Below are 26,495 nucleotides of genomic sequence, written 5' to 3' on the forward strand. Positions count from 1 at the left end.
ATGTTCGAGCGTCTGCGTGAAGATATCCAGAGCGTTTTCCATCGTGACCCGGCGGCGCGCAACGCCTTCGAGGTCCTGACCTGCTACCCGGGGATGCATGCCATCTGGCTGCACCGCCTGGGCAATGCCCTGTGGCGGCGCGACTTCAAGTGGCTGGCGCGGCTGGTGTCGAACTTCGGTCGCTGGATGACCGGCATCGAGATCCACCCGGGGGCGACCATCGGCCGGCGCTTCTTCATCGACCACGGCATGGGCATCGTCATCGGCGAGACTGCCGAGATCGGCGACGACGTGACCCTGTACCAGGGCGTCACCCTCGGTGGCACCAGCTGGAACAAGGGCAAGCGTCACCCGACCCTGGAAAACGGCGTGGTGGTCGGTGCCGGGGCCAAGGTGCTGGGTCCGTTCACCGTTGGCGCCGGGGCCAAGATCGGCTCCAACGCCGTGGTCACCAAGGCGGTGCCGCCCGGCGCCACGGCGGTGGGCATCCCGGGGCGGATCATCGTCAAGACCGAGGATGACGCCGTCGAGGCCAAGCGCAAGGCCATGGCCGAGAAGATCGGCTTCGATGCCTACGGCGTCAGCGGCGACATGCCAGACCCGGTGGCCCGCGCCATCGGCCAGATGCTCGACCACCTGCAGGCCGTCGACGAGCGCCTGGAGGGCATGTGCGGCGCGCTGACCCGGATGGGCAGTGACTACTGTGCCAAGGAACTGCCGGCGCTGCCCGATGATGACTTTGCCGCGGCCTGTGCCGAGCTGAAGCAGGGCGACACTCAGTCGCATTGATTGCGCCGGCCCGACACAAGGGGCGTGTGCTTGCGCCCCTTGTCTGCTACACTCGCGCCCGCCTCCCGCATGCATACCCGACTAAAGCACTAGGTCTAATAGTTGACTTAAATGCTCGGGAATCGCATACTCGCACACATCCTGTAACTCCCGTGGTACCCATACGCCATGCGACTGACTACCAAAGGCCGATACGCCGTGACCGCCATGCTCGACCTGGCGTTGCACGCGCAGCATGGGCCGGTGTCTTTGGCCGACATTTCCGAGCGCCAGGGCATTTCCCTCTCTTATCTGGAACAGCTGTTCGCCAAGCTGCGCCGCAGCAGCCTGGTATCCAGCGTTCGCGGTCCGGGTGGCGGCTACCAGCTGTCGCGGGGCATGGAAACCATCCAGGTGGCCCAGGTCATCGACGCGGTCAACGAATCGGTCGATGCCACCCGTTGCCAGGGCCTGGGGGACTGCCACGCCGGTGATACCTGCCTGACTCACCACCTGTGGTGCGACCTGAGCCAGCAGATCCATGAATTCCTCAGTGGCATCAGCCTGGCCGACCTCGTCATGCGCCGCGAGGTGCAGGAAGTCGCCCAGCGCCAGGACCTGCGCCGTGTCGCAGGCCGAGTTGCCCAGTTGGACAAGATTGAGACGTCCGCCGTCGACTGAAACCGCAGCGACGAGCGACGCCACCGCCTGATAGGAGATACTCAATGAAGTTGCCGATCTACCTCGATTACTCCGCGACCACGCCGGTCGATCCCCGTGTCGCCCAGAAGATGGCCGAGTGCCTGCTGGTTGACGGGAACTTCGGCAACCCGGCCTCGCGCTCCCACGTGTTCGGCTGGAAGGCCGAGGAAGCAGTCGAGAACGGCCGCCGCCAGGTCGCCGAACTGATCAACGCCGACCCGCGCGAGATCGTCTGGACCAGCGGTGCCACTGAGTCCGACAACCTCGCTCTGAAGGGCGTGGCGCACTTCTATCAGACCAAGGGCAAGCACATCATCACCTCCAAGATCGAGCACAAGGCGGTCCTGGACACCGCTCGCCAGCTCGAGCGTGAAGGTTTCGAAGTCACTTACCTCGAGCCCGGCGAAGACGGCATCGTCACCCCGGCCATGGTCGAGGCCGTGCTGCGCGACGACACCATCCTGGTCTCGCTGATGCACGTGAACAACGAAGTCGGCTCGATCAACGACATCGCCGCCATCGGTGAACTGACCCGCTCGCGCGGCGTCTTGTTCCATGTCGATGCCGCCCAGTCGGCCGGCCGCGTCGAGATCGACCTGCAGAAACTCAAGGTCGACCTGATGTCGTTCTCCGCGCACAAGGTCTACGGCCCGAAAGGCATCGGCGCGCTGTACGTCAGCCGCAAGCCGCGCGTGCGCCTGGAAGCCATCATTCACGGCGGCGGCCATGAGCGCGGCATGCGTTCGGGCACCCTGCCGACCCACCAGATCGTCGGCATGGGCGAGGCCTTCGCCATCGCCAAGCAGGAAATGGCCGCTGAAAACGTGCGCATCAAGGCCCTGAGCGACCGCTTCTTCAAGCAGGTCTCGGACCTCGAAGAGCTGTACGTCAACGGCAGCCAGACCCAGCGCGTGCCGCACAACCTGAACCTGAGCTTCAACTACGTCGAGGGCGAGTCGCTGCTGATGTCGCTGAAGGACATCGCCGTTTCGTCCGGTTCGGCCTGCACCTCCGCTTCGCTCGAGCCGTCCTACGTCCTGCGCGCCCTGGGCCGCAACGACGAACTGGCGCACAGCTCGATCCGCTTCTCCTTCGGCCGCTTCACCACCGAAGAAGAAGTCGACTACGCCGCGCAGAAAGTCTGCGAAGCCGTGAACAAGCTGCGTGAATTGTCGCCGCTGTGGGACATGTACAAAGACGGCGTCGACATCTCCAAGATCGAGTGGGCCGCCCACTAAGCAGTCGCCGGCAAGAGCGGCTCCCTGATGAGGAAGGAATTGCACCATGGCATACAGTGAAAAGGTCATCGACCACTACGAAAACCCGCGCAACGTCGGCAAGATGAACGCCGACGATCCGGATGTCGGCACCGGCATGGTCGGCGCCCCGGCTTGCGGCGACGTGATGCGCCTGCAGATCAAGGTCAACGAGCAGGGCGTCATCGAAGACGCCAAGTTCAAGACCTACGGCTGCGGTTCGGCCATCGCCTCCAGCTCCCTCGCCACCGAGTGGATGAAGGGCAAGACCCTGGATGAGGCCGAGACCATCAAGAACACCCAGCTGGCTGAAGAGCTGGCACTGCCGCCGGTCAAGATCCACTGCTCCGTGCTCGCCGAAGATGCCATCAAGGCCGCTGTTCGCGATTACAAGCAGAAGAAAGGCTTGATCTAAGTCGACTGTCGCGAGGTAAGGAGTTCCGATGGCTATCAGCATGACAGAAGCCGCCGCCAACCACATTCGCCGTTCCCTCGACGGGCGCGGCAAGGGTGAGGGCATTCGCCTGGGCGTGCGCACCACCGGCTGCTCGGGCCTGGCCTACGTGCTGGAGTTCGTCGACGAGCTCGCCGCCGAAGACCAGGTGTTCGAGAACCATGGCGTGAAGGTCATCATTGACCCGAAAAGCCTGGTCTACCTCGATGGCACCGAGCTGGACTTCGTCAAGGAAGGGTTGAACGAAGGCTTCAAGTTCAACAACCCCAACGTGCGCGGTGAGTGTGGCTGCGGCGAAAGCTTCAACGTCTGAGGCTGGCCGTGGGTACTCCTTGTCATTTCGCCCTGTTTGAGCTGCAACCCGGTTTTCGCCTGGACCTCGACAAGCTGGCCGTTCGCTACCGCGAGCTGGCCCGCGAGGTCCATCCGGACCGTTTCGCCGACGCTTCCGAGCGCGAGCAGCGCGTAGCCCTGGAAAAGTCGGCGGCCCTCAACGACGCCTACCAGACCTTGCGCAGCGCCCCGCGCCGGGCCCGCTACCTGCTGGCCATCGGCGGCCACGAGGTGCCCCAGGAAGTCACGGTGCACGACCCGGACTTCCTGCTGCAGCAGATGCAGTGGCGCGAAGAGCTCGAAGACCTGCAGGACGAAGCCGACCTCGACGGTGTCGCCGTGTTCAAGAAGCGCCTCAAGGTCGCCCAGGACACGCTGAACGAGGATTTCGCCGCCTGCTGGGATGTTGCTGCAGAGCGTGAGCAGGCCGAGCGCCTGATGCGCCGCATGCAGTTCCTCGACAAGCTCGCCCAAGAAGTGCGCCAACTCGAAGAGCGCCTCGACGATTAACCCCGGCGTTGCCCGTGATGACGCCTAAGGTACTCAGATAAGCATGGCCCTACTGCAGATCGCCGAACCCGGTCAGAGCCCCCAGCCGCACCAGCGCCGCCTGGCGGTGGGCATCGACCTGGGCACCACCAATTCTCTCGTCGCCGCCGTGCGCAGCGGGCGCAGCGAACCGCTGCCCGATGCCCGGGGCAGTGTCATCCTGCCATCCGCCGTGCGTTATCTCGACAACGCTGTCGAAGTCGGCCTGGCCGCGCGCGAGGCGGCCCCCAGCGACCCGCTCAACAGCATCCTGTCGGTCAAGCGCCTGATGGGGCGTGGCCTGGCGGACGTCAAGCAGCTGGGCGAGCAACTGCCGTACCGCTTTGTCGGCGGTGAATCGCACATGCCGTTCATCGACACGGTCCAGGGCCCGAAAAGTCCGGTGGAAGTGTCGGCCGATATTCTCAAGGTGCTGCGTCAGCGTGCCGAGGAAACCCTCGGTGGTGAGCTGGTTGGCGCGGTGATCACCGTCCCGGCCTATTTCGACGATGCCCAGCGCCAAGCCACGAAGGATGCAGCCAAACTGGCCGGCCTCAATGTCCTGCGCTTGCTCAACGAGCCGACCGCGGCTGCCGTGGCCTATGGCCTGGACCAGGATGCCGAAGGCGTCGTGGCGATTTTCGACCTGGGCGGCGGCACCTTCGATATCTCCATCCTGCGCCTGACCGCCGGTGTCTTCGAAGTGCTGGCTACCGGTGGCGACACCGCCCTGGGTGGTGATGACTTCGACCATGCGATCGCTGGCTGGATCATCGAGCAGGCCGGCTTGTCCGCCGACCTCGATCCGGCCACTCAGCGCCTGCTGCTGCAGACCGCTTGCGCGGCCAAGGAAGCCTTGACCGACAGTGAAGCGGTCAGCGTCCAGCATGGTGCCTGGCAGGGCGAGCTGACCCGTGCCGCCTTCGAAGCCATGATCGAACCGATGATCGCCCGCAGTCTCAAGGCCTGCCGCCGCGCCGTGCGCGACAGCGGTATCGAGCTGGAAGAGGTCGGCGCGGTGGTCATGGTCGGTGGTTCGACCCGCGTGCCGCGTGTGCGCGAGGCGGTCGGCGCGCTGTTCGGCCGTACCCCGCTGACCTCGATCGACCCGGACCAGGTGGTGGCCATCGGTGCTGCCATCCAGGCCGACACCCTCGCCGGCAACCGCCGCGAAGGCGGTGAGCTGCTGCTGCTCGACGTCATCCCGCTGTCCCTGGGTCTTGAGACCATGGGCGGGCTGATGGAGAAGGTGATCCCGCGCAACACCACCATTCCGGTGGCTCGCGCCCAGGAATTCACCACGTACAAAGATGGCCAGTCGGCCATGATGATCCACGTGCTGCAGGGCGAGCGCGAGCTGATCAGCGACTGCCGTTCCCTGGCCCGCTTCGAGCTGCGCGGGATCCCGGCCATGGTCGCGGGTGCGGCGAAGATCCGCGTGACCTTCCAGGTCGACGCCGACGGCCTGCTCAGCGTCGCGGCCCGCGAACTGGGTTCGGGCGTGGAATCGAGCATCCAGGTCAAGCCGTCCTACGGCCTGACCGACGGCGAGATCGCCCGCATGCTCAAGGACTCCTTCGAGCACGCCGGCTCCGACAAGCATGCGCGCCAGCTGCGCGAGCACCAGGTCGACGCCGAGCGCCTGCTCGAGGCGGTGCAGGGCGCCCTGGACGCCGATGGCGAGCGCCTGCTCAGCAGTGACGAGCGCGACGCGATCGAATTCCAGATGCAAGAACTACGTGATTTGCTGACCGGCACCGATGGCGCCGCCATCGAGCAACAGACCAAGCGTCTGTCGCAGGTGACCGATGCATTTGCCGCCCGTCGCCTTGATTCGACGGTCAAAGCCGCACTGGCCGGGCGCAACCTGAATGAGATCGAGGAGTAACCGATGCCGCTGGTGACATTCCTGCCGCATGAGAAGTTCTGCCCCGAGGGCTTGACCGTGGAAGTGCCGTCCGGGACCAACATCCTGGAACTGGCCCACGACCATCACATCGAGATGGAAAGCGCCTGCGGCGGCGTCAAGGCCTGCACCACCTGCCATTGCATCATCCGCAAGGGCTTCGACTCCCTTGAAGAAGCGGACGAGCTCGAAGAGGACATGCTGGACAAGGCCTGGGGCCTGGAGGCGCAGTCGCGCCTGGGTTGCCAGGTGGTCGTCGGCGATGAGGACCTCACCATCGAGATCCCCAAGTATTCGCTCAACCACGCCGCCGAAGCGCCGCACTGAGGGCCTGTACATGAGTCTGAAATGGGTTGATGTACTTGAGATCGCCATCCAGCTTGCGGAAAGCAAGCCCGAGGTCGATCCTCATTACGTGAATTTCGTCGATCTGCGCGCATGGGTCATGGCCCTGCCGGACTTCGATGACGATCCGTCGCGTTGCGGCGAGAAGGTTCTCGAGGCCATCCAGGCGGCCTGGATCGAAGAAGCCGACTGAGCGCACGCCGCAGGTTAGGCAATCCCCTGGAACCCGCGTATAATTCGCGGGTTTAATTTTTCGCAACACTCAATATTCTGGAGTTTTCCATGGCTGTTCAACGTACTTTCTCCATCATCAAGCCTGACGCCGTTGCCAAGAACGTCATCGGCGAGATCACCACTCGCTTCGAGAAAGCCGGCCTGCGCGTCGTCGCTTCGAAAATGAAGCAGCTGTCCAAAGCCGAAGCCGAAGGCTTCTACGCCGAGCACAAAGAGCGTGGCTTCTTTGGTGACCTGGTTGCCTTCATGACTTCCGGCCCAGTCGTTGTACAGGTTCTGGAAGGCGAAAACGCCATTCTGGCCAACCGTGAGCTGATGGGCGCCACCAATCCTAAAGAAGCTGCTGCTGGCACCATCCGCGCCGACTTCGCCGAGTCGATCGACGCCAACGCCGTTCACGGTTCGGACTCCGAAGCCGCTGCCGCTCGCGAAATCGCTTACTTCTTCGCAGCTACCGAGGTAACCACTCGCTAAGCGAAAGCTTACGGGTGTGAGGGTGAATCCATGACGACATCGACTGGCAAGATCAACCTGCTGGGGCTGACCCTGGCGGAAATGGAACAGTTCTTCGACTCAATCGGGGAGAAGCGCTTCCGCGCCGGGCAGGTGATGAAATGGATTCACCATTTTGGCGTCGATGATTTCGCCGCCATGACCAATGTCGGCAAGGTCTTGCGCGAGAAGCTCGAGGCTGTTGCCGAGATTCGGGGCCCGGAAGTGGTCAGCGAAGACATTTCCGCCGACGGTACCCGCAAGTGGGTGGTCCGCGTTGCCTCCGGCAGCTGCGTCGAGACCGTCTACATCCCCACCGACGATCGCGGCACCCTGTGCGTGTCGTCGCAAGCCGGCTGTGCCCTGGACTGCAGCTTCTGCTCCACCGGCAAGCAAGGCTTCAACAGCAACCTCACCGCCGCCGAAGTGATCGGCCAGGTGTGGCTTGCCAACAAATCCTTCGGAACCGTTCCGGCCAAGATCGACCGCGCCATCACCAACGTGGTCATGATGGGCATGGGCGAACCCCTGCTGAATTTCGACAATGTCATCGCCGCCATGAAGATCATGATGGAAGATCTGGGCTATGGCATTTCCAAGCGTCGCGTCACCCTGTCCACCTCGGGCGTGGTGCCGATGATCGACGAGCTGGCCAAGCATATCGACGTGTCGCTGGCCCTGTCGTTGCACGCGCCGAACGACGAGCTGCGCAACAAGCTGGTGCCGATCAACAAGAAGTACCCGCTGAAGATGCTGCTGGAGTCGTGCATGGGCTACATGTCCACCCTCGGCGGCAAGCGCGTGCTGACCATCGAGTACACCCTGCTCAAGGACGTCAACGACCAGCCCGAGCACGCCGCGCAGATGATCGAACTGCTGCGTGATGTGCCGTGCAAGATCAACCTGATCCCGTTCAACCCGTTCCCGCACTCGGGCTACGAGCGACCGAGCAACAATGCCATCCGTCGCTTCCAGGACCTGCTGCACCACGGCGGCTTCAACGTGACCACGCGCACCACCCGCGGTGACGACATCGACGCCGCCTGCGGTCAGCTGGTAGGTCAGGTCAACGACCGTACCCGCCGCAGCGAGCGCTACATCGCCGTGCGCCAGCTGGCTGCCGACGAGCCGCAAGACAGCGCCGCGCGCCCCTGACGAGCACCTGCCCCATGAGCCTGCGCGCCGCGCTGTCGATCCTGACGCTTTCGCTGCTGGCCGGCTGCGTGTCCGGCGGCGCGGGCGACCCCCTGGCCAGCCGCCAGGGGCGTGAGGCGGCGGGGCGGGCCTACGTGCAGTTGGGGCTGGGGTATTTGCAACAAGGTTTAACTGAGCGCGCCAAGGCGCCGCTGGGCAAGGCCCTGGCCCTGGACGCCCGTGACGGCGAGGCTCATGCGGCACTGGCCCTGGTGTTCCAGGCCGAGGATGAGCCCGCACTGGCCGGCGAGCACTTCGCCAAGGCCTTGGCCATCCGCCCGGATGACACACGAATCCGCAACAATTACGGCAGTTTCCTATATGCTCAGGGCCGTTTCGACGAAGCCCGGGCGATGTTCCTCCAGGCTGCCGCCGATACCTTGTATCCTGAGCGTTCCCGCGTGTACGAGAACCTGGGGCTCACCGCCCTGAAGCTGGGGCAGGGTGAACAGGCGCGCGTCTACCTGGAAAAAGCCCTTCGGCTCAATCAGCGGCAACCGAAGGCATTGCTCGAAATGGCTGAGTTGTCCTACGAAAACAGGCATTATGTGCCGGCCCGGGATTACTACGATCGATTCAGCCAGCTGAGCGACCAGGATGCCCGCAGCCTGCTGCTGGGCCATCGCCTGGCAATCGCCCTCGACGAACAGGGCACCGCGACCCGTTTGGGCCAGCAATTACAACGACTTTATCCCGGTACGCCGGAATATCAGCAATACCTGTCGGAGCAACGATGAAAGCCGCGCACACTGAAGTAGCAGCAGCGACTCGCCAGAACCCCGGTGATGTCTTGCGCCAGGCCCGCGAAAAACGCGAATGGAGCCAGGCCGAGGTCGCTCGCAAGCTCAACCTCACGGTATCTTCGCTGAACAACCTGGAAAACGGCGCCTTCGACAAGCTGCCCGGGCACACCTTCGCCCGTGGCTACATCCGTGCCTACGCCAAGCTGATGGACATGGACCAGGCGCCCCTGGTCGAGGCCTTCGACCAGATCACCGGTACTCACGCCCAGGGCAGCGAAGTGCACGCCCTTGGCCGCATCGAAGAACCGGTGCGCCTGTCGCACAATATCCTGCGGGTGGTCAGCCTGTTGCTGCTGGTCGCGGTGGTCGGCGGTGGCTTCTTCTGGTGGCAGGACCAGAGCAGCCTGCGTGGCAAGGACCTGGCCAAGATCGCCCTGGAGCACGTCGAGGTCGAGAGTGCCGACGGCACCACCCAGATTCATCCGCTGGACGAGCCGGAAGACCAGGCCGTGAGCGAAGGCCAGCAGCCCGAGAGCCAGGCCCTGCCACTGGAGCCGAACGCTACCGAGCAGGCGCCGGTCGCCGAGACCCAGGCGCCAGTTGCGGCTGTGGCACCCGCCGCGCCAGCCACCAGCACCGCGCCGGCACCGGCCGCCGCCGCACCTGTGGCACCGGCTGTCGCGCCAACCGCCCCTGCCGTGGTCACGCCCGCCGCGCCTGTTGCCGCAGCGCCAGCCGCGCCAGTCGCGCCGGTCGCGTCGACCGCGCCGGTCGCAGCGCCTGCGCCCGCTGACGCCGCACCGGCCCCGGCCGGCAGCGCCAAGGTCCATATCCAATTCACCGCCGATTGCTGGACCCAGGTCACCGACGGCAACGGCAAGGTGCTGTTCAGCGCCATCAAGCGCAAGGGCGACAACCTGGAACTGACCGGCAAGCCACCGTTCGCGGTGCGCCTGGGCTTCGCCCGCGGCGCCCAGGTGAGCTACAACGGCCAGGCGGTCGATGTCGCCCCGTTCACCAGTGGCGAAACCGCTCGCCTGAAGTTGGGACAGTAAGTCATGCACGGCGAATCTCCGATCAAACGTCGCGAATCCCGCAAAATCTGGGTCGGCAATGTGCCGGTGGGTGGTGATGCGCCCATCGCGGTGCAGAGCATGACCAACACCGACACCAACGATGTCGCCGCCACCGTGGCGCAGATACAGCGCCTGGTCGATGCCGGCGTGGACATCGTGCGGGTCTCGGTGCCGGACATGGACGCCGCCGAGGCGTTCGGCAAGATCAAGAAGCTGGTCAGCGTGCCGCTGGTCGCCGACATCCACTTCGACTACAAGATCGCCCTGCGCGTGGCTGAGCTGGGCGTCGACTGCCTGCGCATCAACCCGGGCAACATCGGTCGTGAAGACCGTGTGCGCGCCGTGGTCGACGCGGCCCGCGACCGTGGCATCCCGATCCGCATCGGTGTCAACGCCGGTTCCCTGGAAAAGGACCTGCAGAAGAAGTACGGCGAGCCCACCCCGGCGGCGCTGGTCGAGTCGGCGCTGCGCCATGTCGAGCACCTCGATCGCCTGGACTTCCAGGACTTCAAGGTCAGCGTCAAGGCCTCCGACGTGTTCATGGCCGTCGAGGCCTACCGCCTGCTGGCCAAGCAGATCATCCAGCCGCTGCACCTCGGGATCACCGAAGCCGGCGGCCTGCGCTCGGGGACGGTGAAATCCGCCGTCGGCCTAGGTATGCTGCTGGCCGAAGGCATCGGTGACACCATCCGCATCTCCCTGGCCGCCGATCCGGTCGAGGAAGTGAAGGTCGGCTACGACATCCTCAAGTCGCTGCACCTGCGTTCGCGTGGCATCAACTTCATCGCCTGCCCGAGCTGCTCGCGGCAGAACTTCGATGTGGTCAAGACCATGAACGAACTGGAAGGGCGCCTGGAAGACCTGCTGGTACCGCTGGACGTGGCGGTGATCGGTTGCGTGGTCAACGGCCCGGGCGAGGCCAAGGAGTCGCACGTGGGCCTGACCGGCGGCACGCCGAACCTGGTCTACATCGATGGCAAGCCATCGCAGAAACTGAACAACGACAACCTGGTCGACGAGCTGGAAAAGCTCATCCGCCAGAAAGCGGCCGAGAAGGCCGAGGCCGACGCGGCGCTGATCGCCCGCGGCTGAGAAACAGATTCGTAAGGACTACTCGTGAGCAAATCGCTGCAAGCCATTCGTGGCATGAACGACATCCTGCCCGACCAGTCGCCGCTGTGGCGCTATTTCGAGGGCACCGTGGCTGGCTTGCTGGACAGCTACGGCTACAGCCAGATCCGCACGCCGATCGTCGAGTTCACCGAGCTGTTCAAGCGCTCGATCGGTGAAGTCACCGATATCGTCGAGAAGGAGATGTACACCTTCGAGGACCGCAACGGCGACTCGCTCACCCTGCGCCCCGAAGGCACCGCGGCCTGCGTGCGTGCCGTGCTCGAGCACGGCATCACCGGCAATGGCCAGGTGCAAAAGCTCTGGTACATCGGCCAGATGTTCCGTCACGAGCGTCCGCAGAAGGGCCGCTACCGCCAGTTCCACCAGATCGGCGTTGAGGTGTTCAACCTCGATGGTCCGGACGTCGACGCCGAACTGATCATGCTGACCTGGCGCCTGTGGGGCCTGCTGGGCATCCAGGACGCGGTCGAGCTGCAGCTCAACAGCCTGGGCACCAGCGAAGCCCGCGCCCGCTATCGCGACGCGCTGGTCGAGTTCCTCTCGGCTCGCCTCGAGCAACTGGACGAGGACAGCCAGCGCCGCCTGAAAAGCAACCCGCTGCGCATTCTCGACAGCAAGGATGCGAACACCCAGGCGGTGCTGGTCGGCGCGCCGAAGCTGGAAGACTACCTGGACGAAGAATCCCGTGTGCACTTCGAGGGCCTGAAGGCCCGCCTCGACGCCGCCGGCATTCCGTTCGTGATCAATACCAAGCTGGTGCGCGGCCTGGACTACTACAGCAAGACCGTGTTCGAGTGGGTCACCGACAAGCTCGGCGCCCAGGGCACCGTCTGCGCCGGTGGCCGCTATGACGGCCTGGTCGAGCAGATGGGCGGCAAGCCGACCCCGGGCGTGGGTTTCGCCATGGGCATCGAGCGCCTGATCCTGCTGCTGGAGACCCTGGGCAAGGTGCCCGAGTCGATCAGCCGCACCATCGACGTCTACCTGTGCGCCTTCGGCGAGCCGGCAGAACTGGCCGGCCTGCGCCTGAGCGAAAGCCTCCGCGATCGCCTGCCGGGTCTGCGTCTGGCAGTCAATGCCGGTGGCGGCAACTTCAAGAATCAGTTCAAGAAAGCCGACAAGAGCGGCGCGCTGTTCGCGCTGATTCTGGGCGACGACGAGCTCGAGAAGCAGCAGATCGGCCTGAAGCCCCTGCGTGGCCAGGGAGAACAACAGAACATTGCCTGGGATGCGCTTGCCGCGCACCTGGAAACCGCGATCACTCAGGCGTGACGCGGTCTGACAACGAATAGGCGAATAGGAGTATTGGGGTGTCGAGTACCGATGATGAGAGCCTGGCAGCAGCCAAGGACTGGTGGAACCGCAACGGCAAGCCGCTGCTGACCGGCGCCCTGCTGGCCGGCGTGGTGGTGTTGGGCTGGCAGACCTGGCACAAGTACCAGGCCAACCAGTCCCAGGGCGCCTCGGTGCTGTACCAGGCGCTGCTGGAAACCTCGTTGACGCCTGACGGCAAGCCCGATGCGAGCAAGGTCGCCGAGCTGTCCGGCAAGCTCAAGAGCGAGTTCGGCGGCACCGCCTACGCCCAGTACGGCAGCCTGTTCGTGGCCAAGGTCGCGGTCGAGAGCGGCAAGCTGGACGACGCGGCCAGCGAGCTGAAGAGCGTGCTGGACAAGCCGGCCGACGCCACCCTCGGCGAGATCTCGCGCCAGCGCCTGGCCCGCGTGCTTGCGGCACAGGACAAGGCCGAGGACGCGCTCAAGCTGCTCGAGGGCGACACCGACAAGGCCTTCCTGGCCAGCCGCGAAGAGCTCAAGGGCGACCTGCTGGTACAGCTGGGCCGCGCCGACGACGCGCACAGCGCCTACGAAAAAGCCAAGGCCGCGCTGTCCGACGACGCCGCGATCGGTGGCCTGCAACTGAAGCTGGATGACCTGGCCAAAGGGGACGCCTGAAGTGAAGGGTTGGAAACAAGCAGCAGTGCTCACCCTCGCCGTACTGGCGGCGGGTTGCAGCAGCAACAGCAAGAAGGAACTGCCCCCGGCCGAGCTGACCAAGTTCACCGAGGAAGTGGTGCTGAAGAAGCAGTGGAGCCGTTCGATCGGTGACGGCCAGGGCGAGACCTACAACACCCTGGTGCCGGCCATCGAGAACGACCGTATCTACGCCTCCGACGTCAACGGCGAGGTCTTCGCGCTGAACCGCATCACCGGCGACGTGGTGTGGAAGAAGGACCTCGAGCTGCCGGTATCCGGCGCCGTGGGCGTGGGCTACGGCCTGGTCATGCTGGGTACCCTCAAGGGCGAGGTCATTGCCCTGGATTCCAGCACCGGCGAGGAGCGCTGGCGCTCGCGCGTCAGCAGCGAAGTGCTGGCGCCGCCCGCCAACAACGGTGACGTGGTGGTGGTGCAGACCCAGGACGACCGTCTGGTCGGCTTCGACGCCGCCACCGGCGACCGCCGCTGGATCTACGAGAACAGCCCGGCCGTGCTGACCCTGCGTGGCACCGGCGCGCCGGTGGTGACCAACCGCCTGGCCGTGGCCGGCCTGTCCACCGGCAAGGTGGTGGCGGTCGATATCAGCAACGGCGTGCCGGTGTGGGAGAGCCGCGTGGCGATTCCGCAGGGCCGTTCCGAGCTGGACCGTGTGGTGGACATCGACGGCGGCCTGCTGCTGTCCGGTGGCACCCTCTACGTCAGCACCTACCAGGGCCGCGTCGCCGGCCTGGACCTGGAAAGCGGCCGCGTGCTGTGGCAGCGCGATGCTTCCAGCTATGTGGGTGTCGCCCAGGGCTTCGGCAACGTCTACGTGAGCGAAGCGTCGGGTACCGTGCAGAGCGTCGACGAGCGTTCTTCCAGCTCGCTGTGGAGCAACGACTCGATGGCTCGCCGTCAGCTGTCGGCGCCGGAAGTGTTCTCCAGCTATGTGGCGGTGGGCGACTTCGAGGGTTACCTGCACCTGCTCAGCCAGGTCGATGGCCGCTTCGTCGGCCGTGAGCGTATCGACAGCGATGGCCTGCGCGCCCGACCCCTGGTGGTCGGCGACACCATCTACGTCTTCGGCAACAGCGGCAAGCTCGAGGCACTGACCATCCGCTGAAGCTATGCTTGAGCTCGCTCGCGGGCTCAGGCCGCGGCGCATGACGCGCCGCCCGAACTCCGGCCGCTGCCTTGCAGCGGCCTTTGCATTTTCAAGAATTCAAGAGTGGAGAGCCGCATGGTTCCCGTAATCGCCCTGGTGGGCCGGCCGAACGTCGGTAAATCCACCATGTTCAACCGCCTGACCAAGACCCGCGACGCCATCGTCGGCGACCTGTCGGGCCTGACCCGTGACCGCCAGTACGGCGATGCCAGCTGGCAGGGTCGCTCCTACATCCTGATCGACACTGGCGGTATCACCGGTGACGAAGTGGGCATGGACGAGAAGATGGCCGAGCAGTCGCTGATGGCCATCGAGGAAGCCGACTACGTGCTGTTCCTGGTCGATGCCCGTGCCGGCATGACCGCCGCCGACCAGATGATCGCCGATCACCTGCGCAAGCGGAACAAGGAAGCGATCCTGGTCGCCAACAAGATCGACAACATCGATCCCGATATCGCCCGCGCCGAGTTCTCGCCGCTGGGCATGGGCAACGCCATTCCGGTGGCGGGCTCCCAGGGCCGCGGTATCAACGCCCTGATGGAATCGCTGCTCGGCCATATTCCCCGTGATCCCGAGGAAGAAGCCCTCGACGAAGATGTCGCCGAAGGCGAGGAAGCCACGCGCATCCCCGGCCCGAGCGAAAAGGACGGCATCAAGATCGCCATCATCGGCCGCCCCAACGTGGGCAAGTCGACCCTGGTCAACCGCATGCTCGGCGAAGAGCGCGTGGTGGTGTACGACCAGCCGGGCACTACCCGTGACAGTATCTACATTCCGTTCGAGCGTGATGGCGAGAAGTACACCTTCATCGACACCGCCGGCGTGCGCAAGCGCGGCAAGATCCACGAGGAAGTCGAGAAGTTCTCGGTGGTGAAGACCCTGCAGGCGATCAAGGACGCCAACGTGGTGATCTTCGTCATGGACGCCCGCGAAGGCGTGGTCGACCACGACCTCAACCTGCTGGGCTTCGCCCTGGACGCCGGCCGCGCCGTGGTCATCGCCCTGAACAAGTGGGACGGCATGGAGCCGGGCGAGCGCGACTACGTGAAGACCGAGCTGGAACGCCGGCTGTTCTTCGTCGACTTCGCCGACATCCACTTCATCTCGGCGCTGCACGGCACCGGCGTGGGCCACCTGTACAAGTCGGTGCAGGCCGCGTTCAAGTCGGCGGTCACTCGCTGGCCGACCAGCCGCCTGACGCAGATCCTCGAAGACGCCATCAGCGTGCACCAGCCGCCGCTGGTCAACGGTCGCCGCATCAAGCTGCGCTATGCCCACCTCGGTGGCGCCAACCCGCCGCTGATCGTGATCCACGGCAACCAGACCGACAAGATCCCCAACTCCTACTCGCGTTACCTGGAGAACACCTACCGCCGGGTGCTCAAACTGGTCGGCACGCCGATCCGCATCGAGTACAAGGGCGGTGACAACCCGTTCGAGGGCAAGAAAAACACCCTCACCGATCGCCAGGTCAACAAGAAGCGCCGCCTGATGTCGCACCACAAGAAGGCTGAGAAGAAGCGTCGCGACAAGCGTTAGTAACAGCGCTTGCAGAAGTCTCGTTGGGAAGGGCCTCGTGGGAGCGGGCTTGCCCCGCGATGAGATTGTTCAGGTCAATTGATTGCCTGATCTGACCTCATCGCGGGGCAAGTCGCATCGGCGCACCGCCGCTCCCACGCTTCATTCTGCTGTTGGGTTGCAACGGTTGACCCACCGCAATCCCCCTATTGTTTCAACCTTTTTCCTGACTGCTTGATCCGCTATGCTCGGACCCAACCCCGTGCCGGACAAACCCCAGGAAAGAGGGCTCCATGATCCGCAGCAAACTGCCGAACGTCGGCACGACCATCTTCACCACCATGTCGCAACTGGCCATGCAGACCGGTGCGCTCAACCTCTCCCAGGGCTTCCCTGACTTCAACGGTCCCCAGGCCTTGCTCGATGCCGTCGGTCGCCATGTGGCCGCCGGGCATAACCAGTATTCGCCCATGACCGGCCTGCCGGCACTGCGCCAGCAGGTGGCGGCGAAGATCGCCCGCTTGTACGGCGCGAACGTCGATGCCGACCAGGAAGTGACCATCACCCCCGGTGCCACCGAGGCGATCTTCTGCGCCATCCAGGCGGTGATCCATGCCGGCGACGAGGTGATCGTCTTCGACCCCAGCTACGATAGCTACGAGCCCTCCGTGGAACTGGCCGGCGGGCGCTGCGTGCATGTGCCGCTCAGCGGCGGCAATTTCAACATCGACTGGCAAAAGTTAAGCGACGCGCTCAGCCCACGCACGCGCATGGTCATCCTCAACTCGCCGCACAATCCCAGCGGCGCGCTGATCAGCCGTGACGATCTGGACCAGCTGGCCAGGCTGATCGGTGACCGCGATATCTACCTGGTCAGCGACGAGGTCTACGAACACCTGATCTACGACGGTGTGCGCCATGCCAGCGTGCTGGCACACCCGCAGCTCTATTCGCGGGCGTTCGTCGTCAGCTCGTTCGGCAAGACCTACCACGTCACCGGCTGGAAGACCGGCTACGTGGTCGCCCCGCCGGCCCTCAGCGCGGAACTGCGCAAGGTGCACCAGTACGTCAATTTCTGTGGCGTGACGCCCTTGCAGTGCGCGCTGGCCGACTTCATGGCCGAGCACCCCGAGCATATCGACGAGCTACCGGCCTTCTACCAGGCCAAGCGCGACCTGTTCTGCGACCTGCTGCAGGCCTCGCGTTTCACCTTCACCCGCACGCCGGGCACCTATTTCCAACTGGTGGACTATTCGCAGATCCGGCCCGACCTGAACGATGTCGACATGGCCTTGTGGCTGACCCGTGAGCATGGCGTGGCCAGCATCCCGGTGTCGGTGTTCTACCAGCAACCCATCCCCGAGCAACGCCTGGTGCGCCTGTGCTTTGCCAAACGCGAGGAGACGCTGCGCCAGGCAGCGGAGAAACTATGCGCGATCTGAGCCAACTGCCGAACCTGAAAATCGCCCTGGTGCAGACCACCCTGGCCTGGCACGACCGCGAGGCCAATTACGCGCATTTCGAGGAGCTGATCGGCCAGGCCGGCGAGGTGGACCTGGTGGTCCTGCCGGAAATGTTCACCACCGGTTTCTCGATGGAGTCCGAAAGCCTGGCGGAGCCTGAAAACGGCCCGACCTACAAGTGGCTCAAGGCCCAGGCGAAGAAAGCCAACGCGGTGATCACCGGCAGCGTGATCATCCAGGCCGCCGACGGCAGCCACCGCAACCGCCTGCTGTGGGCGCGGCCCGACGGTGAGATCCTGCACTACGACAAGCGTCACCTGTTCCGCATGGCCGGCGAGCACAAGCACTACACCCCGGGCGAGCGCCAGGTGCAGTTCGAGCTCAAGGGTTGGCGGATCCGCCCGCTGATCTGCTACGACCTGCGCTTCCCGGTGTGGAGCCGCGATGCCCAGGACACCGACCTGCTGCTGTACACCGCCAACTGGCCGGCGGCGCGGCGCCTGCACTGGAACCGCCTGCTGCCGGCGCGGGGCATCGAGAACCTGTGCTTCGTCGCGGCGGTGAACCGGGTGGGCACCGATGGCAAGGGCTTCGCCTATTCCGGTGACAGCCAGGTGCTGGACTTCCAGGGCGAGAGCCTGCTGAGCGCGGGCGAGGCCGACGGGGTGTTCACCGTGGTGCTGCGGGCGGCGGAGCTGGCGGCGTACCGGGCGCGGTTCCCGGCGAACCTGGATGCCGATACCTTCGATCTGCATTGAGGGCCAATCGCGGGGCAAGCCCGCTCCCACGGTATCGTGGGAGAGGGCTTGCCCCGCGATGCTTTCAGGCTTCAGTACACATCTCGCCGGTACCGCCCATCCTCGATCAGTTGCTGCACTGCCGCTTCACCCAGCATTCCCTGCAACGCCGCATCCACCCCGGCCGCCATGCCGTGCAGGCTGCCGCAGACATACACGCAAGCGCCATCCTCGACCCAGCGCTTGAACTCGGCGGCCTGCTGCAACAGCACGTCCTGCACATAGATCTTTTCCGCCTGGTCCCGCGAAAACGCCAGGTCCAGCCGTTGCAGATCGCCGCTTTCCACCCAGCCCCGCAGCTCTTTGCCACACAGCAGGTCGTGTGCACGGTTGCGTTCACCGAACAGTAGCCAGTTGCGTTGTTCGCCCTCGGCAATACGGGCCTTGAGCAGGCTGCGCAGACCGGCCAGTCCGGTACCATTGCCGATCAGCACCATGGGCGCCGACTCGGCGGGCAGGTGGAAACCGCTGTTGCGACGCAGGCGTGCGCTGACGCTGCCTTCCAGCGGCAGGTATTCGGTCAGCCAGCCGGAACCCAGGCCCAGGTTGCCATCGGCGTGGCGTTCCTGGCGCACGATCAGCTCCAGCACGCCATCGCTGGCGATGGAGGCAATCGAGTATTCACGTGCAGTCAGCGGGATCAGGGCATCGACCAGTGCCTGGGCATGCAGGCCGATCAGGTGTTCGCGGCTGACCGGCAACTGGCGGCTGGCCAGGCCCTGCGCCAAGGTTTCCTGCAGGCCGTCGAGCTGCACCGGGCTGCGTGGATTGAGGCCCAGGCCGGCCAGGAAGGCATCGACGCGGGGCAGGCCGTTGCGCGGCAGGATCTCGATCAGGTCACCGGCTTCCCAGGTCACGGGCGCTTCTGCCTGCAGGCCCAGCAGGTACACCGGCGCCCCCTGGCTGCCGGGGTTGATCCGTTCGCGGCGCGACAGGCGCCAGTTGCCGAAGCTTGGCGGCTGCCAGGCGGCAACCGGGCGGGCGCCGGTCAGTTGCGTCAGTTCCTGTTGCCACAGTTGCAGGGCGACAGGGTCGGCGTTGTCCACCTCCACCGGGCTGAAGGCGCAACTGGCGCCACGTTCGCCGAGCCAGGCCTGGAGCCGGCGGGCGAAGCCGCAGAAGTGCGGGTACTGGCGGTCGCCCAGGGCCAGCAAGGCATAGTCCAGGTGATCCAGTGGCCAGGCTTGGCCTAGTACCTTGCGCTCGAAGCCACGGGCGCTGTCCGGGGCCTCGCCGTCGCCGAAGGTGCTGACCACGAACAGCGCGCGGTTGGCCTGGCGCAATTCGGTCTCGCCCAGTTCGGCCAGCGGGCGTACCTGCACCGGCAAGCCGGCGGCTTGCAGTTGGCCGGCGCTCTGCCAGGCGAGCTGTTCGGCGAAGCCGCTCTGGCTGGCGAAACCGATCAGCCAGCGGTCGCCGTCATTCGACTGCGGGGCCATCGCACCACGGGCGGCGCGAACCTGGCGCTTCTTGCGTCGACGGTCGAGGTACAGCAGCCAGCCGGTGACGAAGAACAGCGGCATGGTCAGACTGGCGAGGGTGACGATGATCCGCCCCGGCAGGCCGAAGTAGCTGCCCACGTGCAGGGCGTAGACGCTCTGCAGCAACTGGGCCTTGAACGACTTGTCGGTGTAGCGCTCGTGACGCTTGACCTGGCCGGTGGCCGGGTCGAGGGTGAGGGTGTTGAGGGCGCGCTCATGGTCGGCGCCCTGCAGCAGGTAGAACAGGGTCGCCGGTTGCCCGCCGGCCGGTGGCAGGCGCAGGTTGTAGGTGGACAGGTCGGGGCCTGCGGCGGCCTTGAGGTTGGTCCAGATGGCATCGTAATCGACAACAAGAGGCGGGGCGTTCTTGTCCACCTTGGGCGGGCCATGGCGACCACTGCGGCCTTCGCCACGCTTCTGCTCGCCGGCTGCGGGCTGGTCGGCCAGCAGGCGATTGAGGCCTTCGCGGTACCACTCGTAGGACCAGAACAGCCCGGTCAGGGCGAACAGCAGGTAGAACAGCAGGCACCATGTGCCGAACACCGCGTGCAGGTCCCAGTTGAAGGCGCGGCCTTTCTTCGCCCAGTCCAGCGTCAGCCAGGTCCGCCAGTTCAGTGCCTTGCGCGGCCAGCGCAGGTACAGCCCGGACAGGCAGAAGAAGATCAGCATCAGGGTGCAGGCACCGGTGATCTGCCGGCCTGTGTCACCCATGGCCAGGAACCGGTGCAGGTTGAGCATGAGGTTGAAGAAGCCCAGGCCGGCCACGTCACCCTTGAGTTCTCCGGTGTACGGGTCGGCGTAGCGCAGCGCGCCACGGCGCTCGCCGGGGGCGGGGGTGAAGAAGATCCGCGCGGCATTGCCCTCGCGGGTATCGACCCAGAGCATGGAGACCTTGTCGCCTTGCGCGGCCTCGACCCGGCGGACCAGCTCGGCCGGTGGCAGCACACCTTCCTGGCGGATCTCGACCTTGAGCACCTCGGCGTTGAACGCGCGCAGCAGTTCTTCCTGGAACGACCAGATCGCGCCGGTCACGCCCATCAGCGCCAGCACCAGGCCGGCGGTGATGCCAAAGAACCAGTGCAATTGGAACAGCGTCTTCTTCACCACATCGATCACCTTGTATTGCCGCCAGGAACTGCGCGGCGTGCATTATGCCTTGATACGCAAAAGCCCCGTTCACGGGAATGAACGGGGCGGGGTGTCCTGTGCCGGCCTCTTCGCGGGTAAACCCGCTCCCACAGGTACAGCACTGACCTTCAGAGCAGTGGCGAACCTGTGGGAGCGGGTTTACCCGCGAAGAGGCCGAAGCAGGCGCCGCTTACATCAGAAGTGCACGCTGGTGGTCAGCAACGCCGTGCGCCCCGCCGCCTGGTTGGCGAAGTGGGTGGAGTAGGCCTTGTCGTAGTAGACCTCGTTGGTGAGGTTCTGCACGTTCAGCTGCAGGTCGATGTTCTTGGTCAGCTTGTAGGCGGCCATGGCGTCGTAGCGTACGTAGCTGTCGACCATGGTGGTGTTGGCCACGCTGCCGTAGACGTCATCGACATAGAAGGCGCCGCCACCGACGGTCAGCTTCGGCGTCAGCTGGTAGGTGGTCCACAGGCTGGCGCTGTTGTTCGGCGTGTTGGGCAACTGGTTGCCGTCGTTCGCCTTGCCCAGCGGGCCGCCGTCGATCTGGCGGGCCTGCATGTAGGTGTAGCCGGCGAACACCTGCCACTTGTCGGTCAGCTTGCCGCTGGCCGACAGCTCGATGCCTTGCACGCGGGTTTCACCGACGTTCTCGTAGGTGTTGGTGTTGACCTGGACCCGTGCGTTTTCCTTCTCGGTGCGGAACAGCGCGGCGGCCAGGGACAGGCGCTGGTCGAGCAGGTCCCACTTGGTGCCGAGCTCGTAGTTGGTGGTCTCTTCCGGCTCCATGTCACTGCCCAGCAGGTTGCCGGAACGGTCGGTGGTGTTGCCCAGCGGGTTGCCTTCGGTACCCTCGCCGAGCATGGCGCCAGGCGGCGTGGCGGAGGTGGCGTAGGACACATAGATGCTGCCGTTGTCCGCCGGTTTCCACACCAGGCCCAGCTGGCCGGTGATGAACTCGCTGGTGTCCGAGCCCTTGGCGGGGACGCCCTTGCTGCTCACCGCGGTGCTGCCGTCGGCGTTGTAGCCACGGTAGTCGGTGTCGAAGTGGTCATAGCGCAGGCCCATGTTCAGCAGCCACTGCGGCGTCAGCTCCAGGGTGTCGAACACGTAGAGCGCGCGGGTCTTGCTGCTGGTCCTGGTGCCGGCGTAGTTGCGCGCGACGGTGCCGACCCAGTTGTCGTCCGGGTTCGGGTTGTCCAGCGAGGTGCAGCTACCGCCACTGCCCGGGCCGGTACAGGTGAGCTTGCTGTTGGGGGTGACGGTGTAGCTCTGGCGGTCGGACTCTTCCTTGGTGAACTCGACGCCGGTGGAGAAGCTGTTCTTCAGGCCGCCCAGGTAGAACTCGCCGAACAGGTCGGTCTGGTTGGTGGTGGTGGCGGTGTTGCCCACACGGGTGTTGGCGCGACGCCAGACGCCGTTGTTGTTGACGTTGCCGGCGCTGTCGTCAGGCTGGGTCAGCACGTAGTCCTGCATGCTGTTGCCGTGGCGCAGGGTGTTCTTGATGGTCAGCGTATCGGTCAGGTCGTGCTCGATGGCGAAGGTCGCGATATCGACGCGGGTCTTGCGGAAGTCGCGTCCGGTCAGGCCGTAGAAGTTGTCGCTGTCGCCACCGTCGACTGGTTTGTCCGGATGCGCCGAAGTCCGTGCGGTGCTGCCTGCACGCGGCACGCTGTAGGGGATGCCGGAGTCCGGCAGGTCATCGCTTTCGAGGTGGTAGTAGTCGAGGTTGACGCGGGTCGGCGTACCCAGGCCGAAGGCCAGCGAGGGGGCGATGCCCCAGCGGTCGTAGTTGACCTTGTCGCGGCCGGCGACATTGCTTTCGTGGGTCATCAGGTTCAGGCGCCCGGCGACGCTTTCGCTGAACTGGTAGTTGCCGTCGAAGGTGTAGCGTTGGGTCTGGTCGCTGCCCCAGGTCCAGGCGCCATCCAGCGAGTTACCCAGGTGCGCGCGCTTGCTCACCAGGTTGATGGTGCCGCCTGCGGCGCCACGGCCACCGACTGCCGAGTTCGGCCCCTTGGCCACTTCGACAGACTCGATGGCGAAGATTTCGCGGGTCTGGGCACCGGTGTCGCGCACGTCGTCCAGGTAGGTGTCGCCCTGGGCGTCGAAGCCACGGATGAAGGGGCGGTCGCCTTGCGGGTTGCCGCCTTCACCAGCACCGAAGGTGATACCTGGCACGGTGCGCAGGGCATCCTGCAGGGACATGGCGTTGGTGTCCTTGATCACCTGTTGTGGGATCACGGTGACCGACCGTGGGGTGTCCACCAGCGGCGCGGTGTACTTCTGCGACGAGGCCTTGTCGACCTTGTACTCGGTGCTTGCCTGTTCGGCCTTGCCATTGACGCTGGTGGCGTCGAGAGTGATGGCGTTATTGGCGGCCGGGTCGGCGGCATAGGCCGAGGTGGCGGTGATCGCCATGCCGATGGCGGAGGCGAGCAGACGTGGTGAACTCACAGCAGATGGCACGTGACGCATTGTTGTAGACCTTCCCCAAGGTATGAAGGCCGCGGAGCATAATGTAAGTGATTGTAACGAACAATTGAGAAGCGTTTCCATTCGCCATAAATTTACATTCTTTACAATTTTGCCTTACGGTTTTTACGGTCTCATCCGTCGTGCCATGGAGAAAGGGGCTTGTGGTAGGTAAAAGGGAATCAATATCATTGGCGTCCCTTCAGTCATACCTGGTGCCCCCGCCATGCTGCTTCATATTCCCGGGCTGTTCGACGCCGACGAGATCTCGCGCATTCGCCAGGCCCTGGAGCAGGCCGACTGGGCCGATGGCAAGATCACCGCGGGGTACCAGTCGGCCAAGGCCAAGCACAACCTGCAGTTGCCCGAAGGCCATGCGCTGGCCAAGGAGATCGGCAGTGCGCTGATCGAGCGGCTGTGGCGCAACCCGTTGTTCATGTCGGCGGCGCTGCCACACAAGGTGTTCCCGCCGCTGATCAACTGCTACCGCGAAGGGGGCAACTTCGATTTCCACATCGACAACGCCCTGCGCCAGCCCAAGGGCAGCCCGGAACGAGTGCGCACCGACCTGTCCTCGACGCTGTTCCTCAGCGACCCGGACAGCTACGACGGCGGCGAGCTGGTGATCCAGGACACCTATGGCGTGCGCGAGGTCAAGCTGGCCGCCGGCGATATGGTGCTGTACCCCGGCACCAGCCTGCACAAGGTCAACCCGGTCACCCGCGGGGCGCGCTATGCGGCGTTCTTCTGGACCCAGAGCCTGGTGCGCGAGGACAGCCAGCGCACCCTGCTGTTCGAAATGGACAACGCGATCCGCCAGCTCACCGCCGATGTGCCCGGGCATCCGTCGCTGCTGCAACTGACCGGCACCTATCACAACCTGCTGCGCCGCTGGGCCGAGGTCTGAGCCGTGTCCTATCAGTTGCGTCGTGAGGATGTGGTGGATGTGGCCGGGTTGCAGGCGATGCTCGAGCACAGCCCGGGCCAGGCCGCCCAGGCGATCCTGGCGGCGGCGGGGCAGGGGGTGGTCGAGGCACAGTTGCTGCTCGGGCAGATCCTGCTCGATGGGCGCGGTATCGAAGAAGATGCCGGCGTGGCCTGTCGTTGGTTCGCCATCGCCGCCCAGGGCGGCAGCGCCATGGCCCACAACATGCTCGGCCGGTGCCTGGAGCACGGCTGGGGTGGCGAGGTGGATCTCGCGCAGGCGGCCATTCACTATGCCCGTGCGGCCGACGCCGGCCTGGACTGGGGCATGTACAACCTGGCCAACCTGCTGGCCACCGGGCGCGGGGTGCCGGCCGACCAGGCCCAGGCGTTGATGTGCTACGAGAAGGCCGCGCAGCTGGGGCATGCCAAGTCGATGAACCTGTATGGGCGCTACCTGGAGCAGGGGATTGCCACTGCGCCAAGCCCTGCCCGGGCGGTGCGCTGGTATCGGCGTTCGGCCGAGGCGGGGGATTTTCGCGGGATGTTCAGCCTGGCGCTGGTGCTGGTCGAACGGGGGGAGATCGGGGAGGCCGGGCCTTGGCTGGAACGGGCCAGGGTGGAGGGCAACCTGAATTTCCTGCGCAGTGCGCTGGTGACGTTGCAGGGGGCGGGGCCGGCGCTGATGGCCCATGCGGCGCGCTATGCCGAGGAGATTGAACGAAGGCCGGCGCAACGCCTGTAGGAGCGGCCTTGTGCCGCGAAAGGGCCGCTCAGCGGCCCCGGCGATTGATGCGTTAACGCTGAAAGCCTGGGGCCGCCATGCGGCCCTTTCGCGGCACAAGGCCGCTCCTACAGAGTGGGGCAGGGCGGCATATGAAAACGGGGCCTTGCGGCCCCGTTGTGCATTACAGGTAGTAGGCCTTCAGCGGCGGGAAGCCGTTGAACTCCACCGCGCTGTAGCTGGTGGTGTAGGCACCGGTGGACAGCCAGTACAGGCGGTCGCCGATCGCCAGGTTCAGCGGCAGGCCGTACTTGTAGTTCTCGTACATGATGTCGGCGCTGTCGCAGGTCGGGCCGGCGATCACCACTTCCTCGGTCTCGCCTTTCTTCTCGGTCCAGATCGGGAACTTGATCGCCTCGTCCATGGTTTCGATCAGGCCGGAGAACTTGCCCACGTCGGTGTAGATCCAGCGCTCGACTGCGGTACGCGACTTGCGCGCCACCAGCACCACTTCACTGACCAGGATGCCGGCGTTGGCGATCAGCGAACGGCCTGGCTCGAGGATGATTTCCGGCAGGTCGTCGCCGAAGTCTTCCTTGAGGAAGCGGATGATCTCTTCGGCGTAGGTTTCCAGGCTGTTGGTGCGGGTGATGTAGTTGGCCGGGAAGCCGCCACCCATGTTGATCAGCTTCAGTTCGATGCCGTCTTCTTCCTTCAGGCGCTCGAAGATCACCTTGACCTTGGCGATGGCCGCGTCCCACACGCTGATGTCGCGCTGCTGGGAGCCGACGTGGAAGGAGATGCCGTAGGGCACCAGGCCCAGGTCGCGGGCGAGGATCAGCAGGTCCATGGCCATGTCGGTCTGGCAGCCGAACTTGCGCGACAGCGGCCAGTCGGCGGTGGTGGAGCCTTCGGTGAGGATACGCACGTAGACCTTCGAGCCCGGCGCGGCCTTGGCGATGTTGCGCAGGTCGGCTTCGGAGTCGGTGGCGTACAGGCGTACGCCTTTCTCGAAGAAGTAGCGGATGTCCTTGGACTTCTTGATGGTGTTGCCGTAGCTGATGCAGTCGGGGCTGACGCCACGGCCCAGCACCTTGTCCAGCTCGTAGATCGAGGCGATGTCGAAGCTCGAGCCTTTCTCCTTGAGCAGGTCGATGATCTCGACCGCAGGGTTGGCCTTGACCGCGTAGTAGACCTTGGCGAACTCGAAACCGGCGCGCAGGTCGTCATAGGCCTGGCTGATCATCTGGGTATCGATGAGTACGAACGGGGTTTCCTGCTTGTCGGCGAACGCCTTCATCTTCTGGAAGGTGTCACGCGCAAAGTAGTCTTCGACCTGGATCGACATGCTCAAGGGCTCCATGGGCAAACTGAAAAGATAAGTGGCAGCAAACTGAACGCCCTCCGTATCCCCACTTTGGTTCGCCTACTTCCCAAGGCATGTCGCCGAAAGCAAAAAGGTCAACCGTGCCGGGAAAGGGCGGCGGGTGACCTTGCTGTCTCGTCGTCAGTACTTGAGCCGGATGGATCGTTTCCAGCATGGACGTTCGGCGCGCACTTTAGGACGTGAAAACCGCAAGATCAACAGGCAGGTCCGGGGTGTTCGTCGTGGATCGATGCCCCACCGCTGCAATAACCGACCGATGCGTGGCGCGGATGTTCCGGAAAAGGCCACAAGCGTTAAA

General features: G+C 64.8%; 25 protein-coding genes. 22 read left to right on the forward strand and 3 right to left on the reverse strand.

The genetic code is table 11. The annotated features are described in order from the left end of the window. The 20 genes from cysE to K2O50_RS04585 all read left to right on the forward strand — a co-directional run bounded on the left by cysE (window position 1) and on the right by K2O50_RS04585 (window position 18,042). Window positions 1-789, forward strand: a complete 789-nt coding sequence (gene cysE / locus K2O50_RS04490; protein WP_220689974.1) for a serine O-acetyltransferase — start codon at window positions 1-3, stop codon at window positions 787-789. Between the two features lie 168 nt (window positions 790-957). Then, the gene (gene iscR, locus K2O50_RS04495; RefSeq protein ID WP_050704358.1) at window positions 958-1,449 is read left to right on the forward strand and encodes a Fe-S cluster assembly transcriptional regulator IscR; all 492 of its coding nucleotides are present in this window, start codon (window positions 958-960) and stop codon (window positions 1,447-1,449) included. 44 nt (window positions 1,450-1,493) lie between these two features. Continuing rightward, on the forward strand, window positions 1,494-2,708 hold the full coding sequence (locus tag K2O50_RS04500) for an IscS subfamily cysteine desulfurase (protein WP_046854251.1): 1,215 nt from the start codon (window positions 1,494-1,496) through the stop codon (window positions 2,706-2,708). 46 nt (window positions 2,709-2,754) lie between these two features. Next, complete coding sequence (iscU, locus tag K2O50_RS04505; protein ID WP_011532337.1) at window positions 2,755-3,141, forward strand: Fe-S cluster assembly scaffold IscU; 387 nt, start codon at window positions 2,755-2,757, stop codon at window positions 3,139-3,141. A gap of 28 nt (window positions 3,142-3,169) precedes the next feature. Continuing rightward, complete coding sequence (gene iscA / locus K2O50_RS04510) at window positions 3,170-3,493, forward strand: iron-sulfur cluster assembly protein IscA (protein ID WP_023630636.1); 324 nt, start codon at window positions 3,170-3,172, stop codon at window positions 3,491-3,493. 8 nt (window positions 3,494-3,501) lie between these two features. Then, the gene (gene hscB, locus K2O50_RS04515) at window positions 3,502-4,023 is read left to right on the forward strand and encodes a co-chaperone HscB (RefSeq protein ID WP_050704359.1); all 522 of its coding nucleotides are present in this window, start codon (window positions 3,502-3,504) and stop codon (window positions 4,021-4,023) included. A 43-nt stretch (window positions 4,024-4,066) separates the two neighbouring features. Next, window positions 4,067-5,929, forward strand: coding sequence for a Fe-S protein assembly chaperone HscA (gene hscA, locus K2O50_RS04520; protein WP_050704360.1), 1,863 nt, complete (start codon window positions 4,067-4,069; stop codon window positions 5,927-5,929). A 3-nt stretch (window positions 5,930-5,932) separates the two neighbouring features. Continuing rightward, on the forward strand, window positions 5,933-6,274 hold the full coding sequence (gene fdx, locus K2O50_RS04525; protein WP_046854253.1) for an ISC system 2Fe-2S type ferredoxin: 342 nt from the start codon (window positions 5,933-5,935) through the stop codon (window positions 6,272-6,274). A 10-nt stretch (window positions 6,275-6,284) separates the two neighbouring features. Next, complete coding sequence (gene iscX, locus K2O50_RS04530; RefSeq protein WP_028689593.1) at window positions 6,285-6,485, forward strand: Fe-S cluster assembly protein IscX; 201 nt, start codon at window positions 6,285-6,287, stop codon at window positions 6,483-6,485. 89 nt (window positions 6,486-6,574) lie between these two features. Then, window positions 6,575-7,000 carry a nucleoside-diphosphate kinase gene (gene ndk, locus K2O50_RS04535; RefSeq protein ID WP_023630072.1) on the forward strand — a complete coding sequence of 142 codons (426 nt, stop codon included), beginning with the start codon at window positions 6,575-6,577 and terminating at the stop codon, window positions 6,998-7,000. Window positions 7,001-7,030: 30 nt separating this feature from the next. Beyond that, window positions 7,031-8,173 (forward strand): 23S rRNA (adenine(2503)-C(2))-methyltransferase RlmN, encoded by a 1,143-nt coding sequence (gene rlmN, locus K2O50_RS04540; RefSeq protein WP_050704361.1) that lies wholly within the window; start codon window positions 7,031-7,033, stop codon window positions 8,171-8,173. 14 nt (window positions 8,174-8,187) lie between these two features. Continuing rightward, window positions 8,188-8,949, forward strand: coding sequence for a type IV pilus biogenesis/stability protein PilW (gene pilW, locus K2O50_RS04545; protein ID WP_220689975.1), 762 nt, complete (start codon window positions 8,188-8,190; stop codon window positions 8,947-8,949). Then, window positions 8,946-10,010, forward strand: a complete 1,065-nt coding sequence (locus K2O50_RS04550) for a RodZ domain-containing protein (RefSeq protein WP_050704048.1) — start codon at window positions 8,946-8,948, stop codon at window positions 10,008-10,010. The genes pilW and K2O50_RS04550 overlap by 4 nt, the downstream gene beginning before the upstream one ends. 3 nt (window positions 10,011-10,013) lie before the next feature. After that, window positions 10,014-11,123 (forward strand): flavodoxin-dependent (E)-4-hydroxy-3-methylbut-2-enyl-diphosphate synthase, encoded by a 1,110-nt coding sequence (gene ispG, locus K2O50_RS04555; RefSeq protein ID WP_011532347.1) that lies wholly within the window; start codon window positions 10,014-10,016, stop codon window positions 11,121-11,123. Window positions 11,124-11,147: 24 nt separating this feature from the next. Beyond that, window positions 11,148-12,437, forward strand: coding sequence for a histidine--tRNA ligase (gene hisS, locus K2O50_RS04560; protein ID WP_050704049.1), 1,290 nt, complete (start codon window positions 11,148-11,150; stop codon window positions 12,435-12,437). A 38-nt stretch (window positions 12,438-12,475) separates the two neighbouring features. After that, complete coding sequence (locus tag K2O50_RS04565; RefSeq protein WP_050704050.1) at window positions 12,476-13,117, forward strand: tetratricopeptide repeat protein; 642 nt, start codon at window positions 12,476-12,478, stop codon at window positions 13,115-13,117. Next, the gene (gene bamB / locus K2O50_RS04570; protein WP_088852385.1) at window positions 13,092-14,261 is read left to right on the forward strand and encodes an outer membrane protein assembly factor BamB; all 1,170 of its coding nucleotides are present in this window, start codon (window positions 13,092-13,094) and stop codon (window positions 14,259-14,261) included. The genes K2O50_RS04565 and bamB overlap by 26 nt, the downstream gene beginning before the upstream one ends. A gap of 117 nt (window positions 14,262-14,378) precedes the next feature. Further along, window positions 14,379-15,842, forward strand: a complete 1,464-nt coding sequence (gene der / locus K2O50_RS04575) for a ribosome biogenesis GTPase Der (RefSeq protein WP_023630727.1) — start codon at window positions 14,379-14,381, stop codon at window positions 15,840-15,842. A gap of 272 nt (window positions 15,843-16,114) precedes the next feature. Then, window positions 16,115-17,263 carry a pyridoxal phosphate-dependent aminotransferase gene (locus tag K2O50_RS04580; protein WP_050704051.1) on the forward strand — a complete coding sequence of 383 codons (1,149 nt, stop codon included), beginning with the start codon at window positions 16,115-16,117 and terminating at the stop codon, window positions 17,261-17,263. Further along, on the forward strand, window positions 17,251-18,042 hold the full coding sequence (locus K2O50_RS04585) for an amidohydrolase (RefSeq protein WP_050704052.1): 792 nt from the start codon (window positions 17,251-17,253) through the stop codon (window positions 18,040-18,042). The genes K2O50_RS04580 and K2O50_RS04585 overlap by 13 nt, the downstream gene beginning before the upstream one ends. A 71-nt stretch (window positions 18,043-18,113) precedes the next feature. Here the strand turns inward: K2O50_RS04585 and K2O50_RS04590 are convergent, their stop codons facing one another. Continuing rightward, window positions 18,114-20,669 carry a sulfite reductase flavoprotein subunit alpha gene (locus tag K2O50_RS04590; protein WP_050704076.1) on the reverse strand — a complete coding sequence of 852 codons (2,556 nt, stop codon included), beginning with the start codon at window positions 20,667-20,669 and terminating at the stop codon, window positions 18,114-18,116. 216 nt (window positions 20,670-20,885) lie between these two features. Then, on the reverse strand, window positions 20,886-23,165 hold the full coding sequence (locus K2O50_RS04595; RefSeq protein WP_050704053.1) for a TonB-dependent siderophore receptor: 2,280 nt from the start codon (window positions 23,163-23,165) through the stop codon (window positions 20,886-20,888). Window positions 23,166-23,388: 223 nt separating this feature from the next. Between K2O50_RS04595 and K2O50_RS04600 the strand changes: the two genes are divergently transcribed. Both K2O50_RS04600 and K2O50_RS04605 read left to right on the forward strand, forming a co-directional pair. Next, window positions 23,389-24,069, forward strand: coding sequence for a Fe2+-dependent dioxygenase (locus K2O50_RS04600; protein ID WP_050704054.1), 681 nt, complete (start codon window positions 23,389-23,391; stop codon window positions 24,067-24,069). Between the two features lie 3 nt (window positions 24,070-24,072). Continuing rightward, complete coding sequence (locus K2O50_RS04605) at window positions 24,073-24,831, forward strand: tetratricopeptide repeat protein (protein WP_050704055.1); 759 nt, start codon at window positions 24,073-24,075, stop codon at window positions 24,829-24,831. 163 nt (window positions 24,832-24,994) lie between these two features. Here K2O50_RS04605 and K2O50_RS04610 read toward each other — a convergent pair whose 3' ends face one another. After that, window positions 24,995-26,158, reverse strand: coding sequence for a type III PLP-dependent enzyme (locus tag K2O50_RS04610; protein WP_050704056.1), 1,164 nt, complete (start codon window positions 26,156-26,158; stop codon window positions 24,995-24,997). Window positions 26,159-26,495 lie beyond the last annotated feature (337 nt).

The sequence above is a fragment of the Pseudomonas sp. 2hn genome (assembly GCF_019646095.1).
Classification (GTDB): Bacteria; Pseudomonadota; Gammaproteobacteria; order Pseudomonadales; family Pseudomonadaceae; genus Aquipseudomonas; species Aquipseudomonas peradeniyensis.

Coding starts and splice junctions, on each gene's coding strand:
- iscX (WP_028689593.1), top strand. CDS start 6,285: ATGAGTCTGAAATGGGTTGATGTACTTGAGATCGCCATCCAGCTTGCG.
- K2O50_RS04600 (WP_050704054.1), top strand. CDS start 23,389: ATGCTGCTTCATATTCCCGGGCTGTTCGACGCCGACGAGATCTCGCGC.
- K2O50_RS04500 (WP_046854251.1), top strand. CDS start 1,494: ATGAAGTTGCCGATCTACCTCGATTACTCCGCGACCACGCCGGTCGAT.
- fdx (WP_046854253.1), top strand. CDS start 5,933: ATGCCGCTGGTGACATTCCTGCCGCATGAGAAGTTCTGCCCCGAGGGC.
- iscU (WP_011532337.1), top strand. CDS start 2,755: ATGGCATACAGTGAAAAGGTCATCGACCACTACGAAAACCCGCGCAAC.
- bamB (WP_088852385.1), top strand. CDS start 13,092: ATGACCTGGCCAAAGGGGACGCCTGAAGTGAAGGGTTGGAAACAAGCA.
- ispG (WP_011532347.1), top strand. CDS start 10,014: ATGCACGGCGAATCTCCGATCAAACGTCGCGAATCCCGCAAAATCTGG.
- K2O50_RS04610 (WP_050704056.1), bottom strand. CDS start 26,158: ATGTCGATCCAGGTCGAAGACTACTTTGCGCGTGACACCTTCCAGAAG.
- rlmN (WP_050704361.1), top strand. CDS start 7,031: ATGACGACATCGACTGGCAAGATCAACCTGCTGGGGCTGACCCTGGCG.
- hscA (WP_050704360.1), top strand. CDS start 4,067: ATGGCCCTACTGCAGATCGCCGAACCCGGTCAGAGCCCCCAGCCGCAC.
- K2O50_RS04595 (WP_050704053.1), bottom strand. CDS start 23,165: ATGCGTCACGTGCCATCTGCTGTGAGTTCACCACGTCTGCTCGCCTCC.
- der (WP_023630727.1), top strand. CDS start 14,379: ATGGTTCCCGTAATCGCCCTGGTGGGCCGGCCGAACGTCGGTAAATCC.
- cysE (WP_220689974.1), top strand. CDS start 1: ATGTTCGAGCGTCTGCGTGAAGATATCCAGAGCGTTTTCCATCGTGAC.
- pilW (WP_220689975.1), top strand. CDS start 8,188: ATGAGCCTGCGCGCCGCGCTGTCGATCCTGACGCTTTCGCTGCTGGCC.
- K2O50_RS04580 (WP_050704051.1), top strand. CDS start 16,115: ATGATCCGCAGCAAACTGCCGAACGTCGGCACGACCATCTTCACCACC.
- K2O50_RS04550 (WP_050704048.1), top strand. CDS start 8,946: ATGAAAGCCGCGCACACTGAAGTAGCAGCAGCGACTCGCCAGAACCCC.
- iscR (WP_050704358.1), top strand. CDS start 958: ATGCGACTGACTACCAAAGGCCGATACGCCGTGACCGCCATGCTCGAC.
- iscA (WP_023630636.1), top strand. CDS start 3,170: ATGGCTATCAGCATGACAGAAGCCGCCGCCAACCACATTCGCCGTTCC.
- K2O50_RS04585 (WP_050704052.1), top strand. CDS start 17,251: ATGCGCGATCTGAGCCAACTGCCGAACCTGAAAATCGCCCTGGTGCAG.
- ndk (WP_023630072.1), top strand. CDS start 6,575: ATGGCTGTTCAACGTACTTTCTCCATCATCAAGCCTGACGCCGTTGCC.